Raw genomic sequence first — 14,528 nt, forward strand, 5'->3', positions numbered from 1 at the left:
AAATAAGCATGGCAACTGAAGTAATAGTGCCCGCCCTCGGCGAATCTATCACGTCCGGCATCATCGCCGCGTGGAACGTAAAAGAAGGAGACTACGTCGAAAAAGACCAAGTCCTATACGAACTGGAAACTGACAAAATCACTTCCGAAGGGCTCGCTGAAGTAGCAGGCGTCGTATCCCTGAAAGCCGAAGAAGGTGACGAAGTAGATATCGGAGCCGTTATCGCGACGATTGACGAATCCGCCTCCGCTCCAGCAGGCGGAAGCTCCGAAAAGAGCGAATCAACGGCCGCTCCCGCGGAAAATGAGACTCCCGAGAAAAAGTCCGACGCCGTATCCCCGGCTGTTCGTCGCATTGCCGAAGAGGAAAACATCGACCCAGCCAGCGTTTCAGGTACCGGAAAAGACGGGCGCGTTACCAAGGGCGACATGCTAAAGGCTCAGCCAACTTCCCGCATGCCAGCGGAGAAATCAGAAGCTCCTGCTCCAAAGCCTGCGGCCAAAGCTCCAGCGCCAACGGGTGAGCGTACGACTCGCAAGCGCATGACTCCGCTCCGTGCCAAGATCGCCGAAAGGCTCGTCGCGGCTCAGCAGGAAGCCGCCATGCTTACCACTTTCAACGAAGTCGACATGACCGCCGTTATGGGGCTGCGTAAGCAATATCAAGATGCCTTCGTAAAGAAGAACGGGGTGAAACTCGGTTTCATGTCTCTCTTCGTGAAGGCAGTCGTCAATGCGCTGCAGGAAGTTCCCGGTATCAACGCTCAGATCGACGGAAACGATATCGTACAAAATCACTTCTATGACATCGGTATCGCAGTCTCCACGCCGAAAGGCCTGATGGTACCGGTCGTACGCGATTGCGACCAGCTAGGTCTCGCGGAAATCGAAAAGGAAATCATCAACTACGCGACCAAAGCGCGTGACGGAAAGATCAGCATCGATGACCTTTCGGGCGGCGTATTCACAATTACAAACGGAGGTATTTTCGGCTCCATGCTTTCCACACCGATCCTGAATGCTCCACAAAGCGGCATTCTCGGCATGCACACGATCCAGCAACGTCCGGTCGCCGTGGATGGTAAGGTAGATATCCGCCCCATGATGTACCTAGCCGTATCCTACGATCATCGCATCGTGGACGGAAAGGAAGCAGTCACCTTCCTCGTTAAAGTTAAGCAAGCCCTGGAAGACCCAGCTCGCCTACTCCTCGGAGTCTAGCGAATGAGACAACTCGGCACGAGCGATCTAACGCTCGTGCCCGCCAATCCGTAATGCCTCCTTCTATCGAACGTAGACTCTACAAGGAGTACGAGATCCATGCCGCCGTATCCGATGTTTGGATAGCGTGGACGACCGAAGACGGAGTGCGCTCCTTTTTTTCCGAGACTTGCCACATAGGCGAGTCTCCCGGTGATCCATATGAAATCTATTTCAATATGGATGTCGCAGAGGGCCTTCGAGGCTCGGAAGGTTGTAAGATCCTTCGCAAAGAGCCACACCGAAGATTCGCATTCACATGGAACGCGCCTCCCCATCTCGAACAGGTCCGCAACCAATACACAGTCGTGGAAATACGCTTTTCCCCGTTGGATAACGAGAAAACCAAAATGACTTTTGTCCACGAAGGCTGGGGAGAGGGAGAACAGTGGGATCAGGCTTACAGCTATTTCGAGCGAGCCTGGTTCGAATTGGTAATCCCAAAGCTCGAAAAATTTGCCAAAGGCGAAGATCCATGGTCCTAGTTAACAATCAGAAGAGCTGTTAAATCGTAACTCCTAACGCTTCCCCGCCCCTCCTAATCTCATGTCCGAATCATCCAATAATCAGTTCGAAGTTGCCATCATCGGTGGCGGTCCTGGCGGCTACGTCGCCGCAATTCGCTGCGCTCAGCTCGGTTTGAAAACAGCTCTCGTTGAAAAGCGAAAGACCTTGGGCGGCACCTGCCTAAACGTCGGATGCATTCCGAGCAAAGCCCTCCTTCACACCAGCGAACAATTTGTTTTTGCGGCCCATCACGCTGCGGAAGCAGGAGTAGAGATAGATGGACAAGTATCCCTCAATCTCGAAACGGTCATGAAAAAGAAGGACAAGGTGGTCCAGCAACTCACCGGTGGAGTAGACATGCTAGTCAAGAAGCGCGGGATCACACGTTTCGATGGACACGGAAAATTGCTCGGTGACGGCAAGATCGCAATTGACGACAAAGAGGAGATCACCGCTAAGAATATTATTCTAGCGACTGGCTCATCAGTGGTCGACCTTCCCTTTCTGCCGCAGGACGGCGAGACTATCGTTTCCTCGGATCAGGCCATCGCCTTCGATTCCGTTCCGGAAAACCTCGTTGTAATCGGTGCGGGCGCCATCGGACTGGAGCTCGGCTCCGTCTGGGCTCGCTACGGATCGAAAGTCACCGTGGTCGAGTTTCTTCCCAAAGTGGCTGCTGGTTACGATGACGATGTATCCAAACTTTTGGAACGCTCTTTCAAGAAACAAGGTTTGAGCATCCATACTAACACCAAGGTAACCGGTACTAAAGAAATCGACGGGAAGCTTAACGTCGTGGCAGAAAAGAAGGGCAAGGAGCTCACCTTCCCCGCCGACAAAGTCCTCGTGGCAGTCGGGCGTAAGCCGTACACCGAAAACCTCGGTCTCGACTCGGTTGGCATCACTCCCACCGACCGCGGCTTCATCGAAATCGATGACCACTTCAAGACTTCCGCCGATGGCATTTTCGCGATTGGCGATATCGTTCGCGGCCCCATGCTAGCACACAAGGCTGAGGAAGAGGGCGTCGCGATAGCTGAAATGATCGCCGGCAAGGCGGGACACGTTAACTACGACGTGATTCCAAACGTCATTTACACCGAACCTGAGGTTGCCGGCGTGGGAATCACCGAAGCCCAAGCGAAGGATAAGGGGATCGCCGTTAAGGTCGGAAAGTTCCCGCTCACCGGAAACGGACGAGCCATCGCTTCGGATGCCACCGATGGAATGGTTAAGATCATCGCCTGCGCTGAGACTGACAAAATTCTGGGCGGGCAGATCGTCGCCAAGGGAGCCAGCGAGATGATCTCGGAAATCGTGACTCACATGGAATACGGCGGCAGTGCCGAGGACCTTGGCAGAACCGTCCACGCCCACCCAACTATCTCCGAAGCGATCAAGGAAGCGGGTCTCGCCGTAGACAAGGCGGCGATTCACAGCCTGTAGTTTTCGAATGTCACAGCACGCTACTCTCGATTTTCTCGACGCCCACCGCGATTGGGTTTTGGACGCTCCCAAAGATGACGCTCCAATACTTACTTTGTGCGTGCGGCCAAACGAGGGTGAGCGTGAATTTGTGAAAACCTTAAGCCTAGACCCCGAGCAAGGGGTCGTAGGCGATCGTTGGATACGTAAAACCTGGATCTACACTCCGGATGGAAAGCCTGATCCGCGCATACAAGTCTGCATCCTAGGATCCCGAGTACTACAGCTCATCCGCCGCGATCCGGACGGAATGACCTATCCGGGTGACAACATCATCGCAGACATGGATTTCTCCGAGATGAACATGCCGGTAGGACAGCTTCTGCAAGTCGGATCCGCCGTCATCGAAGTGTCAGACGTTTTCAATACAGCTTGTTCCAAGTGGAACGTGCGCCATGGGAAGGAATCCATAAAATGGATCAACTTGCCCGAGAACAAACCGCACCGCTTGCGGGGTGTGCTTTGCAAAGTCGTAAAGGCCGGTGAAGTCAGCCTGACCGACAAGATTCGCAAAGTTTGCTCCTAAGTCGTTTCTACGTTTCCTTTCGCGAGTATAACGCTGGAGCGATCTTCGCCCGTTGCCTTCTCCACTTTCGCGGCAACGACCGGTTCTTTTTCGATCAAGAAAACTTTGACGAGAACGAGCACTAAGATAGCTGACGCATAACCGGCTACAGTTCCCCACACTGGACCAAGTCCAGTCGTTATATCTGTATCCAAAACTTGGAAGTTGTGAAGGATACCCAGAGCAGATAAAACCGCCGCCGTTCCAAGCCAACTTAAGGCCGCAGAGAATTTTCGATCGATGAAAGCCACCATAATCGAAGCCAATACGATAGAGGCGTAGAGCCAACCTTGCTCGAGAGCGAAAACGCCTTTGGCAAAAAAGCCGCCTTCGATCGCGAGGTGGTTCAATAACTCCGAAGAATACGGTATACCCTCGGCTCCATAGCCAGCTCCACTGAGTACTCGTTTGGCCACCAGAGCCGCGAAAGCGCCAATCCCGGGAATGAGTCCCACCGCGACGGCCGGTATATGACGTTTAGGCACCGCCGCGAAAGCCTGGGTGCCAATGGTAATTCCGATCCAAATCAAGATAGCCATTCCCGCTTCGATCGGCACATAAGAGGAGAGAAATCCAATTAGCCCCGAGAAACACAAAACTCCCATCACTACCCCATTGATTAACGAATAGCCTGACCTTGCCCCAATCTCTTTCCAACCCGCATGCCCAATAAAAAGTGTAGTCGGAAATGGAGCGCCTAAGCCTCCTGCGACCAAGGTTCCAAGGCCATTCACAATTAGCGAAGAACGGGGAGCAAAACTGTCCCCTGCCGCAGCCGCGGACTCCAGGGCTTGCATTGATCCAACGACATTCATCAGTCCCATGGGTATCATCACCGCCGCGAAGCCGAGCAAGCGTTCGGGTGAGGCAAACGCCTCCAAACCGTAGGGCAACGGCAAATACAAGCCTAATGGTATGCTGGACTCGCTGAGCGAAGCGACCGGACTCTCCATTCCAAAGGCATGGCTAATCCAGGCAATTGCGATCCCGAATATGAGCACAATCAATCCGCCGGGAATTCTCCATTTGATGGTCACCGAGCCATAATAGAAATAGAGTACTAGAAACAGCGTCGAGAGTCCCACCAACGGGAATGCATAAGAACGAAAGGCATAGTCCGCTGCGATGAAGAACAGTCCCACGGAGGCCAAGGCCGATAGCAGAGCTGCTCGCGCCGCAACCTTGCGCAGGTGGTGCACGAAGAAGGCGCCGACTACTTCGATAAGTCCGGATCCAAAACAGGCTACAACTCCTGCCATCCACGCGATATGATCCGCCTCTTCCTTACTAGCTCCATTCGACAATGCGATTTGCTGAGCCGGAGCCATCACGTAGAAGGTAAAGAAAAAGATGGGCAGAAGATTAATGCCGTAAGGCAGAGCGCAGACGTCATTGCGATTAGTCCGGGTCGCCAAAGACTTAGCCTGCCAAGCGTAGAAAACATTTCCGAAGATCAAGCCCATGCCCAGCCCTGGCAGAACACGAGTCGCCACAAACTCCGGGCTAAATCCGAGAACAAAGGTACTCAGATTTATGATAAGCAGCAGGTTTACGAAATTGTTTAGTCCGAGACCGAAGAAACCGTCCCAATCTCCCTTGGCGATCCACTTCATACGATACCTTTTATTTGGAACGAGCCACGAAACGTCCTGAAATATCGGATACTTGCGGAACCCCGTAGTTAAGATTCACCTTAATGTCGCTCTCCGAGGTTTGCTCCAAATCGTAATTCGCCAGGATATTCGCAAGGGCTATCGGCATATGAACGCGGGCGAGATTCATTCCCAAACAAATATGGGTACTCCCGCCAAAGGTGCCTTGGCTCTTCTTTGGATATTTCTTTTCGAGCCACCGAGCTGGCTTGAAGGTGTAAGGATCCTCATAAATCTCCTCCAAAAAATGGGGCAGCGTCTGCATGTGGAGAACCTTGTCGCCCTTCTCTAGCGGGTAACCCATAAATTCGAACGGAGTTGCGACCGTGCGTGCGAGAACAGGCGCCGCAGGGAACATCCTCTCGATTTCCATAATGGTCGCTTTGAGCTTCGGAAAAGCTTCCATGCCCCGAGCAAAGGATTCGGGCCCATACCCCTCCAACTCCTTCCGAAGCTCTGCCTGCAGATCGTCGTCCGCTAAGATGTGCTGCAAGCCGCAGTTTAGAAGTTTTGCGGTGTTCCCGGTACCTGCCATAAGCAGCAGGTAAGCCTCGGAAACCAGCTCCTGCAGGTCTACCTGCCCATCGTTGTCTTCTAAAGTCAAAGATAACACTTCCGAGAAATTGTCCTCTGCCTTCTCGGGCAATCGAGCAATGCGCTCCTTCACAAGCTCTGCCAAGAGGTTGAAAACAAAGTTCTTGTCGGCCAGAAACGCTTCGCTGGCGTAGAACGCGTCCCGACGCGATTTCTCCCAAACTGTGGCTCCGATAAAACTCTCCTCAAAACGGATAAAGACCTTGATTGCCTCCTCGCTGAGGGGCGCTTGCAAAACCGTCTTGGAGTTTGCGCAAGTGAGGGCGCTCATGAAAAAGTCAGCCAATGAGGTCTGCTGGCCTTCGATATCGGCCAATCTCGATTTGAGGACTCCATCAATACTTGGAATCCAACGCCCGATGGCGCTCATGGCGAATCCTGGCTTGAGTTGACGACGCTTACGCCGGTGCGGTTTGCCATCCATTTGAGTAACGTGCCGATCGCCCATAACGTCTCTAAAAGGAGACAAAGCCGAATGGTAGTCCCACATGTCCGGATTTCTCCACGCTACATCGTTTGCCTCCATTCCACCGAGACAAATCCACTTCTCGCCGCGAAATTGGACCGTGTAAATCGGTCCCAACTTCCGATAGGCGGAAAGGTGATCGAAAGAATCGAGCTCTGTCTCCTCGCTCGCTGAGTACCCAGCGAAATCTAGCTCGTAGGAGGGAATTTCGGGTAGAGATTTTGTTGGCACGGCAATCGGCTAGCAATCCACGCGCCTCAAAAAGCAGAGCCGGCCAATTCGGTAACAATGCGGAAAGTAAGGGAACCTACGACCCCCTGAAGGTCCTCCATCACTCGCTTACGGCTCGATTCCTGCAGTTTGAGGACCTAGCGAATCGACACTTTTTTCGCATTTGTTTGGAACGATTCCAATTTTCACTTGATATTTAGAATAATTCCATTTCGATACTGCGACTTAGAGTTATTCCAAATAAGAACCTTTTCCAAGAGATGAACAGCGAAGTCAAAACCGAGATCCTCCACCAGAAGCTTGCCGCTTCCGGGCTTCGATCGACCCGCCAACGCGAAGTCGTCTACGATGCGATAATCACCAAACGCGACCATCCGACTGCCGATGAGATTTTCGCTCGGGCCAAGCAAGAGATGCCAACCATTTCACTCGCCACCGTATACAACTGTTTGGACACCTTGGTGCAGTGCGATCTGGTGAAACAAGTGCACCTGGAGCGGGAATCGACTCGCTACTGCCCTAACCTTACTGAGCACGCTCACTTCCACGATAACGAAAGCGGCACCATCTACGACGTGCAGCTCGACCCAGCCACGATCTCCCAGCTCGCAAACCTATTGCCCGCAGGATTCGACGTGAGCTCCATCGACATAACCTTCCGCGGCAAGGCTGCCCAGTAGCCTCAAGCCCTCTCCTCGTTTCAAATCAACAAACCAAATAATTACGGACAAACTTTAGAGCAAACCATGAGCAACACACTAGAAATCAAAAACCTCAACGTTAGCATCGGCGACAAGCAGATCCTCAAGGACTTCAGCCTCACCGTTCCCAAAGGCGAAGTACACGCCATCATGGGACCGAACGGTACTGGCAAAAGCACCCTGGCCAAGGCCATGGCGGGCCACCCTGACTACGAAGTCACCAGCGGCGAGGTAATCATAGATGGTGAAGACATCATGGAAATGGAAGCCGACGAGCGTGCCAGAGCGGGTCTTTTCCTCGCCTTCCAATATCCAATGGAAATACCAGGCGTAACGATCGCCAATTTCATCCGCGCTGCCTTGAACGCTCGCTTGCCAGACGACGAAGAGCTGAACGCTCCGGACTACTACAAGGCACTCTATGAGAAGATGGATCTCCTCAAAATCGACCGCAAGTTCACCTCCCGTTCTGTAAACGATGGTTTCTCTGGCGGTGAAAAGAAGCGCTGCGAAATCCTGCAGATGGCGATGCTCGATCCGAAATACGCGGTATTGGACGAAACCGACTCCGGACTCGATATCGACGCCCTCAAGATTGTTTCCGAAGGCGTTAATTCCATGCGCGGCCCGAACCTCGGAGCACTCGTCATCACTCACTACCAACGTCTTCTCGACTACATCGTACCAGACGTCGTTCACGTCATGTACGACGGCCGCATCGTCAAGAGCGGTCCGAAGGAGCTCGCACTAGAGCTCGAAAGCAAGGGCTACGAGTGGGTCAAGGAATTGGCCGCTGAAACAGTCGCGTCCTAAACGCTAGCGAACCGCTAGAACTGCCAACACTTTAACCAAAAAGATTATGGTTACGCCAAACTCCGAGATCGAAGTAGATCGCGATAAAGGAAATTTTCGCTACACGGAAAGCCACAAGTACGACGCCGGCATTGGACTGGACGAAAAGGTAATCGATTACATCTGTGACGCAAAGGGAGAGCCGGACTGGATCCGCGACTTTCGCAAGCGTGCCCTGAAGGTCTTCGAATCGAAGCCTTTGCCAACCAACTGGGCAACCAAGGATCTCGAAGTAATCGACTTCGACAAGATTCGCTACTACCTCGCAGGTGAAAAGAGAGCCTCAAAGAGTTGGGACGATGTCCCCGACGACGTGAAGCAAACATTCGAACGTCTGGGCATTCCGGAAAACGAGCGTAAGTTCCTGGCGGGCGTCGAAGCCCAATTCGACTCCGAAGCCGCCTACTCCAACATCAAGGAGAGCGTGGGCAAGCAGGGCGTAATCTTCATGGGTTCGACCGAGGCTTTGATCGAGCATCCAGAGATCTTCAAGAAGTGGTTCGGAAAGGTTATCCCAACCGGTGACAACAAGTTTTCCGCCCTCAACTCCGCTGCCTTCTCTGGTGGATCGTTCATCTACGTTCCACCCGGCGTCAAGGTCAGCCATCCGCTGCAAGCCTACTTCCGTATCAACGCGGAGAATTTCGGCCAATTCGAGCGTACGCTAATCATCGCGGACGAAGGCTCGGAAGTCACCTACATGGAAGGCTGCACAGCTCCAAAGTTCGACACCGCCACGCTGCACTCCGCTGTTGTGGAACTTGTCGCCATGAAGGGCGCGAAGATCGAATACGTCACCGTACAGAACTGGGCCTCCAACGTTTTCAATCTCGTGACGAAGCGTGCTATCGCTCACGAAGATGCCACCGTCAAGTGGATCGACTGCAACATCGGCAGCCGCCTGACCATGAAGTACCCGGGCGTAGTCCTAAAGGGCAAGCGAGCTCGCGGCGAGGTTCTCTCCATCGCTCTTGCCAACGACGGACAGCACCAGGACACGGGTGCGAAGATGATTCACGCCGCTGACGAAACGACTAGCAACATCATCTCCAAGTCCATCAGCGTAGGCCAAGGACGCTCCACTTACCGTGGCCAAGTCCACATGCCTAAGAACCTCAGAGGCTGCAAAAACAACACCGAGTGTGACGCCTTGCTGATCAACGACAACTCTCGTACAGACACCTATCCGGCCATCACAGTTCGCGGTGACCGCAATGCGGTGCAGCACGAAGCCTCTGTATCGAAGGTATCCGCCGAGCAGATTTTCTACATGCAGCAACGCGGCTTGAGTGAAGGAGAAGCCATGAGCCTAAGCGTAAATGGATTCGTGAACGACCTGACTCGCCAATTCCCCATGGAGTACAGCGTAGAGCTGAAGCGCCTGATCGAATTGGAAATGGAAGGCTCAGTCGGTTAAACGCCGATTTGGTAACTAGAACCTGAATACATACAATCTACCAATAAAGTCAGTGAGCTCACTAACAGAAGAAACATCAACGAGCGAAAGCAGCGACGCGGTCGCTCCGATCAGGGAAGCCTTCAACAGACATGTCGAAGACCTCGACACCGCTCCCTCATGGTGGAAAACGGCCAAGGCCGAGTCTTTCGAGACCTTCGCCAAACTGCCCGCCCCAAATCGAAGCATGGAGAGCTGGCGCTTCGCCAAGCTCAAAGGGCTCGAGCTGAGCGACATTCAGTTTGCCGCCCTGCCAAGCATCAGCGACGCAGCGTCCCTCGTGGAAAAGTCAAATTTCTTGGACAACTACGCCGGACGGTTCGTATTCGGAGACGACCAAACCTTGCAAGCGGACCGCATCTCTCCGGAACTTGCGGAAAAAGGCGTTATCTGGGCCCCATTCCGTGAAGCCATCACCAAGCACGCCGACATCATGAAGGACTACTTCATGAAGCAGGAAGCAGATCTCGGTTCGGAAAAGTTCGCCGCCCTCCATCAGGCCTTCCTGGAAAACGGCGCCCTACTCTACGTGCCGAAAGGCGTGGAAATCGAAGAGGCGTTCATCGTCTACAACTGGAGCATCAACGCGGGCTCCGCCATTTTCCCGCACACCTTGATCATCACCGAAGACTTCGCGAAGGTCAAAGTAGTCGAAGCTAATCTCTCTGCCAGCGAAGACGCAGCCGCGTTCTCCTGCGGAGTGAACCACATATTCGCCGGAGTTGGCTCAACCGTGGACTACACGCTGTTGCAAAACTTCAACGAGAAGACCCTTGGTTTCCAGATCAATTCCAACATCGCCGGTCGCGACTCCAACGTAAAAACCATCAGTGTAAACGTAGGCTGCCAACGCTACCGCTCCGAGACACACGGCCAAATCAAAGGCCCTGGCTCCAAGGTGGAAATGCTCTCCCTCGCCGTAGCGGACAACGAGCAGGAAATCGATCAGCGTACCTTGCAAACCCACTCCGCCGCCAACGCGGTTTCGGATCTGCTCTTCAAAAACGCTCTCATCGACGACGCTCGCACCATATTCTCAGGTTTGATCAAGGTCGACCCGGGAGCCCAACAGACCGACGCTTACCAGACCAACCGCAACCTATTGCTCAGCAACACAGCGGAAGCCAATTCGCTGCCAGGTCTGGAGATCGACGCCAATGACGTGAAGTGCAGTCACGGGGCGACAACATCCCAAATCGAGGATGACGAGATCTTCTACATGCTGGCCCGCGGAATCCCACGCGCCAAAGCCCAAGAGTTGATCGTTTACGGCTTCTTCGAGGAAATCCTCGAACGTATCGAATGTCCGACCGTGGCAGAGAACGCCCGCCAGATCATCCAGGCGAAGTTTAAGAAACGCCTCGCCAAACAGTCACAAGCAAAGAGCTAAAGTTGAATTTGCGCCCGCGGGGATTGATCGATAAGACAATCCCCGTTTTCAATATTTTCATAAACAGAACCCCGGAGAATAACTCCTACATTCAAAATGCAATCTGAAGACCAGCAGCCACGAAGCCTCACCAGAGAGGTCGAAGCAGTACAGATCCCTAGCGGTGAGCCTCTACACCTTCCCGCTCTTTCCACGGTTCACATCACTCAACAACTCGGTGGAAGCTACACCGTGATGACAGAATTCGGCTTGGCGCGAATCGACGGTCGCGACGCTGACGCCCTCGGCCAAGACATAGCCGCAGAGCAAGCAGAGGCCGAGGAGGCAGCCAAGGCATCAAAATCCGAATCTTCCGGCGAATCTCCAGACGAGGAGGCGATCTGGCAGCAACTCCGCAACGTTTACGACCCAGAAATACCGGTCAACATCGTAGACCTCGGGCTTGTTTACTCCATGGTGGTCGAGGAAACGGAAAACAGCGCCAACAAGGTCGTCGTCCAAATGACACTCACCGCTCCAGGCTGCGGAATGGGACCAGCCATCGCAGAAGACGCCCGAGGCAAAGTCCTTCTCGTACCCGGTGTAGACGAAGCAGAAGTCAACTTGGTCTGGGAACCTGCCTGGGACCAAAGCATGATCAGCGAAGAGGGCCGCATGGTCCTGGGCTTGGTTTAGAATCAGGCGACTCCCTCAAGCGTTGAACGTAGTTGGGGCCGCCTTTGCAGAGGCGGCAGCTGACGGGACACTTTCAGGAATAAGCTTCAGACGCCGTCTTTTGAGTCGAATTCCTTGCCAAAGCCAGCTCCTTGAATACCAACAACTACATCACATTTTTATAGATGCCCAAAAACGAAGAAAAAACTCCAGACTCTCCTGTAGGCTCACTCATCCAGAAGAAATTTTTGGAAGAGCGCAAAATTTTCCTTTGGGGACAGGTTTCCGATGAATCCGCTAAGGACGTCACCGAAAAGCTCCTCTACCTAGAGGCCGATGCTCCAGGAAAAGACATCACCTTTTACATCAACACTCCGGGTGGTTCGGTAACCGCTGGACTCGCCATTTACGACACCATCAAGCTGATCTCCTCCGAGGTTATCGTTGTAGTGACCGGACTCGCGGCATCCATGGGCTCTATCCTACTGTCAGCCCCCAAGAAAGGTAACCGCCTTCTCTACCCGCACGCGAAGGTGTTGATCCACCAGCCACTCATCGGCGGCCAGTTCCAAGGTCCAGCAGTAGATATTCACATCTTCGCCCAAGACATGGAAAAGACTCGCGAGGAGCTCAACCGAATCCTGTCCGAAGCGTCTGGACAACCACTAGACAAGATCCAGACGGATACGGACCGCGACTTCTACATGAGCGCTCAAGAGGCAATCGACTACGGTCTCGCCGATCGAATAATCGACGAAATCTAAGCGAACCGCTCTGAAAAATTTACGAAACCGTGCTTCCGTAAGAGGCACGGTTTTTTTGTAGTCGTACCCATTAGCGAAGAGCTAACTGTCTAACTGTCACTTCGCGCTTTGCGGGCGTTTGAATAAGCAATGATAGCGTCGGCTAGCGACTGAGCCACGCGCTCGCGATACCCCGCCGTGCTGACAAGAAGCCCTTCCTGCTCGTTGGATATAAATCCACACTCAGCGAGGACGCCAGGGCAATTGAGCGGTTTCAAGACCCTGAAGCGAGCTTTGCGAACGCCTCGATCCTCTCGACCTAGTCGGCTCAACAGTGAATCTTGGATACGAAAACTGAGATCGAAATTCTCAAGGTCAAACTGATTGCCAGCGTACTCCTTCCCATCTCCATCGACCTCCGTATCCGAACTGGAAGGCATAGCAGCCGGGGTAAGCATATACGTTTCCAAACCGCTAGCCTTCTTGTTTATGGCAGCGTTGAAATGAACGCTTACAAAAAGATCCGCTTTGGCGCCATTGGCCATGGCAGGGCGATCGTCCAAACTCACATGACGATCTTCGTAGCGAGTTAAAATGACTTTGAACCCGGCTTCCTCCAAATGCGTCTTCAAGCGGAGCGACACATCGAGCGTCATCTCCTTTTCATAGATCCCAAGCGTCTCGTTTTTGGTCCCGTCTTGAGAACCCCCATGTCCGGGATCAATCACCACGGTGGACACCTCAGTATCGATACGATTATGGCCTCCAAAGACGGCTTCGAGCAAAATTCGTTCGTCGGATGAGCTTAACGCAAATGCCCCTTCAATTTCTTCAAAAGGAATATCGAGGAACACCTTCACTCCGTCTAGATAAGCAACTCGGCTCCCCTCGGTCAGCGTGAGCACACGTTCGTTTTTCGAAAGCTTCCACTCCTTTTTTTCAGGTACTTTCTCGATATTAGCCCCGAAACGAAGAGCCTGAGACTCGATGCCATTAGCGATTTGAGCATCTTCCCCTTCAGTCTCGCTAGCGTCGGATGACTCCTGAATTTCTGATTCCAGGTCGTTGGTAGCGTCCGAATCAGAAGGTTCGACGCTTGTGGCCTGACTCAAGGGAGCTGCCTCGATAGGATCGGGATCTTGGTCATTCGTGTTTTCACAACTGACTAGAAACAAAGAAGCGGCTACGCATCCGATGATGTGTAAGCCGCCTCTGAATGAAATATGCATCAACTTATAGAATACCAAAAGGTCAACCTATGCTAAGGTGATCCTACTTGCTACCTTCGGCATCGGTGTCCTCTCCCTCATCGCCATGATCTTCATCATGGTGCTCGGAGGCTTCGATTTCGTCGTGATCGTCGTCCTCGCGCAAGAACTTGGGCTTACGTTTGTTGGCAGGTAGTGGCGAAACCATTACATTTATGTTTCTGCCTATCAAACGTGGCTGGTTGTCAGCGTGTCCCATTGTTTCGAGATCTGCGATCGCGCGACGCATCGTTTCGAAACCGATTTCGGTGTGGGACATTTCGCGACCGCGAAAAGAAAGCGTTAGCTTCAGTTTGTTGCCCTTTGAGAGGAACAGCTCAGCTCTGCGCAGCTTCGTCTCATAGTCGTGCTGCTCCACACGAGGGCGGAACTTGACCTCTTTGACTTTGCTGGAAGTCGACTTGTTATCCTTGGACTTCTTTTGCTGCTCATAGACATACTTGCCGAAGTCCATGATACGGCAAACCGGTGGACGCGCTTGGGCCGCTACTTCCACGAGATCGAGGCCTGCTCCTTGAGCTACTTCCAAAGCCTCCTTGGTATCCATCACGCCATACTGCTTGCCGTCCGGTCCTACGACTCGAATCTTCGGTACGCGGATGCGGTGATTTCGCCGAATTTGGGCGAATGGGTCTAATTTACGTGGTGGTCTACGTCTACCTCTTGGTTTTGGCATTCAAATAATGATTCTAGTATAGCAGGTTT

General features: G+C 53.0%; 14 protein-coding genes. 10 read left to right on the top strand and 4 right to left on the bottom strand.

Annotation, left to right across the window (positions count from 1 at the left end; all coding sequences use genetic code 11):
• Positions 1-8: 8 nt before the first annotated feature.
• The 4 genes from odhB to H5P27_RS16720 all read left to right on the top strand — a co-directional run bounded on the left by odhB (position 9) and on the right by H5P27_RS16720 (position 3,777).
• The gene (gene odhB, locus H5P27_RS16705; protein ID WP_185661565.1) at positions 9-1,220 is read left to right on the top strand and encodes a 2-oxoglutarate dehydrogenase complex dihydrolipoyllysine-residue succinyltransferase; all 1,212 of its coding nucleotides are present in this window, start codon (positions 9-11) and stop codon (positions 1,218-1,220) included.
• Between the two features lie 53 nt (positions 1,221-1,273).
• Positions 1,274-1,744, top strand: coding sequence for an SRPBCC family protein (locus tag H5P27_RS16710; protein ID WP_185661566.1), 471 nt, complete (start codon positions 1,274-1,276; stop codon positions 1,742-1,744).
• A 61-nt stretch (positions 1,745-1,805) separates the two neighbouring features.
• Positions 1,806-3,212 carry a dihydrolipoyl dehydrogenase gene (gene lpdA / locus H5P27_RS16715; protein ID WP_185661567.1) on the top strand — a complete coding sequence of 469 codons (1,407 nt, stop codon included), beginning with the start codon at positions 1,806-1,808 and terminating at the stop codon, positions 3,210-3,212.
• Positions 3,213-3,219: 7 nt separating this feature from the next.
• Positions 3,220-3,777, top strand: a complete 558-nt coding sequence (locus H5P27_RS16720; RefSeq protein WP_185661568.1) for an MOSC domain-containing protein — start codon at positions 3,220-3,222, stop codon at positions 3,775-3,777.
• Here H5P27_RS16720 and H5P27_RS16725 read toward each other — a convergent pair.
• Together H5P27_RS16725 and H5P27_RS16730 are read right to left on the bottom strand one after the other, a co-directional pair.
• Positions 3,774-5,429, bottom strand: a complete 1,656-nt coding sequence (locus H5P27_RS16725) for an NCS2 family permease (RefSeq protein ID WP_185661569.1) — start codon at positions 5,427-5,429, stop codon at positions 3,774-3,776. The two genes, H5P27_RS16720 and H5P27_RS16725, sit on opposite strands and share 4 nt — an antisense overlap.
• Before the next feature lie 10 nt (positions 5,430-5,439).
• Positions 5,440-6,759 carry a cytochrome P450 gene (locus H5P27_RS16730; RefSeq protein ID WP_185661570.1) on the bottom strand — a complete coding sequence of 440 codons (1,320 nt, stop codon included), beginning with the start codon at positions 6,757-6,759 and terminating at the stop codon, positions 5,440-5,442.
• 260 nt (positions 6,760-7,019) lie between these two features.
• Between H5P27_RS16730 and H5P27_RS16735 the strand changes: the two genes are divergently transcribed.
• The 6 genes from H5P27_RS16735 (at position 7,020) to H5P27_RS16760 (ending at position 12,576) form a co-directional block, all read left to right on the top strand.
• The gene (locus H5P27_RS16735; RefSeq protein WP_185661571.1) at positions 7,020-7,439 is read left to right on the top strand and encodes a Fur family transcriptional regulator; all 420 of its coding nucleotides are present in this window, start codon (positions 7,020-7,022) and stop codon (positions 7,437-7,439) included.
• Between the two features lie 66 nt (positions 7,440-7,505).
• Positions 7,506-8,273, top strand: a complete 768-nt coding sequence (gene sufC / locus H5P27_RS16740; RefSeq protein ID WP_185661572.1) for a Fe-S cluster assembly ATPase SufC — start codon at positions 7,506-7,508, stop codon at positions 8,271-8,273.
• Positions 8,274-8,319: 46 nt separating this feature from the next.
• A complete protein-coding gene (sufB, locus tag H5P27_RS16745; RefSeq protein ID WP_185661573.1) occupies positions 8,320-9,729 on the top strand; it encodes a Fe-S cluster assembly protein SufB in 1,410 nt (469 codons plus the stop codon).
• 52 nt (positions 9,730-9,781) lie between these two features.
• Positions 9,782-11,158: a Fe-S cluster assembly protein SufD gene (gene sufD / locus H5P27_RS16750; RefSeq protein ID WP_185661574.1), complete on the top strand. Its 1,377-nt coding sequence runs from the start codon at positions 9,782-9,784 to the stop codon at positions 11,156-11,158.
• Positions 11,159-11,254: 96 nt separating this feature from the next.
• On the top strand, positions 11,255-11,833 hold the full coding sequence (gene sufT, locus H5P27_RS16755) for a putative Fe-S cluster assembly protein SufT (protein WP_185661575.1): 579 nt from the start codon (positions 11,255-11,257) through the stop codon (positions 11,831-11,833).
• Positions 11,834-11,997: 164 nt separating this feature from the next.
• Entirely contained in the window at positions 11,998-12,576 is a 579-nt protein-coding gene (locus H5P27_RS16760) for a ClpP family protease (protein ID WP_185661576.1), read from the top strand.
• Positions 12,577-12,665: 89 nt separating this feature from the next.
• Here the strand turns inward: H5P27_RS16760 and H5P27_RS16765 are convergent, their stop codons facing one another.
• A complete protein-coding gene (locus H5P27_RS16765; RefSeq protein WP_185661577.1) occupies positions 12,666-13,784 on the bottom strand; it encodes an N-acetylmuramoyl-L-alanine amidase in 1,119 nt (372 codons plus the stop codon).
• 43 nt (positions 13,785-13,827) lie between these two features.
• Positions 13,828-14,499, bottom strand: coding sequence for a translation initiation factor IF-3 (gene infC / locus H5P27_RS16770; protein WP_185661578.1), 672 nt, complete (start codon positions 14,497-14,499; stop codon positions 13,828-13,830).
• Positions 14,500-14,528: the final 29 nt, after the last annotated feature.

The sequence above is a fragment of the Pelagicoccus albus genome, assembly GCF_014230145.1.
In the GTDB taxonomy this organism is placed as follows: domain Bacteria; phylum Verrucomicrobiota; class Verrucomicrobiia; order Opitutales; family Opitutaceae; genus Pelagicoccus; species Pelagicoccus albus.

Coding starts and splice junctions, on each gene's coding strand:
- odhB (WP_185661565.1), top strand. CDS start 9: ATGGCAACTGAAGTAATAGTGCCCGCCCTCGGCGAATCTATCACGTCC.
- H5P27_RS16710 (WP_185661566.1), top strand. CDS start 1,274: ATGCCTCCTTCTATCGAACGTAGACTCTACAAGGAGTACGAGATCCAT.
- lpdA (WP_185661567.1), top strand. CDS start 1,806: ATGTCCGAATCATCCAATAATCAGTTCGAAGTTGCCATCATCGGTGGC.
- H5P27_RS16720 (WP_185661568.1), top strand. CDS start 3,220: ATGTCACAGCACGCTACTCTCGATTTTCTCGACGCCCACCGCGATTGG.
- H5P27_RS16725 (WP_185661569.1), bottom strand. CDS start 5,429: ATGAAGTGGATCGCCAAGGGAGATTGGGACGGTTTCTTCGGTCTCGGA.
- H5P27_RS16735 (WP_185661571.1), top strand. CDS start 7,020: ATGAACAGCGAAGTCAAAACCGAGATCCTCCACCAGAAGCTTGCCGCT.
- sufC (WP_185661572.1), top strand. CDS start 7,506: ATGAGCAACACACTAGAAATCAAAAACCTCAACGTTAGCATCGGCGAC.
- sufB (WP_185661573.1), top strand. CDS start 8,320: ATGGTTACGCCAAACTCCGAGATCGAAGTAGATCGCGATAAAGGAAAT.
- sufT (WP_185661575.1), top strand. CDS start 11,255: ATGCAATCTGAAGACCAGCAGCCACGAAGCCTCACCAGAGAGGTCGAA.
- H5P27_RS16760 (WP_185661576.1), top strand. CDS start 11,998: ATGCCCAAAAACGAAGAAAAAACTCCAGACTCTCCTGTAGGCTCACTC.
- H5P27_RS16765 (WP_185661577.1), bottom strand. CDS start 13,784: ATGCATATTTCATTCAGAGGCGGCTTACACATCATCGGATGCGTAGCC.
- infC (WP_185661578.1), bottom strand. CDS start 14,499: ATGCCAAAACCAAGAGGTAGACGTAGACCACCACGTAAATTAGACCCA.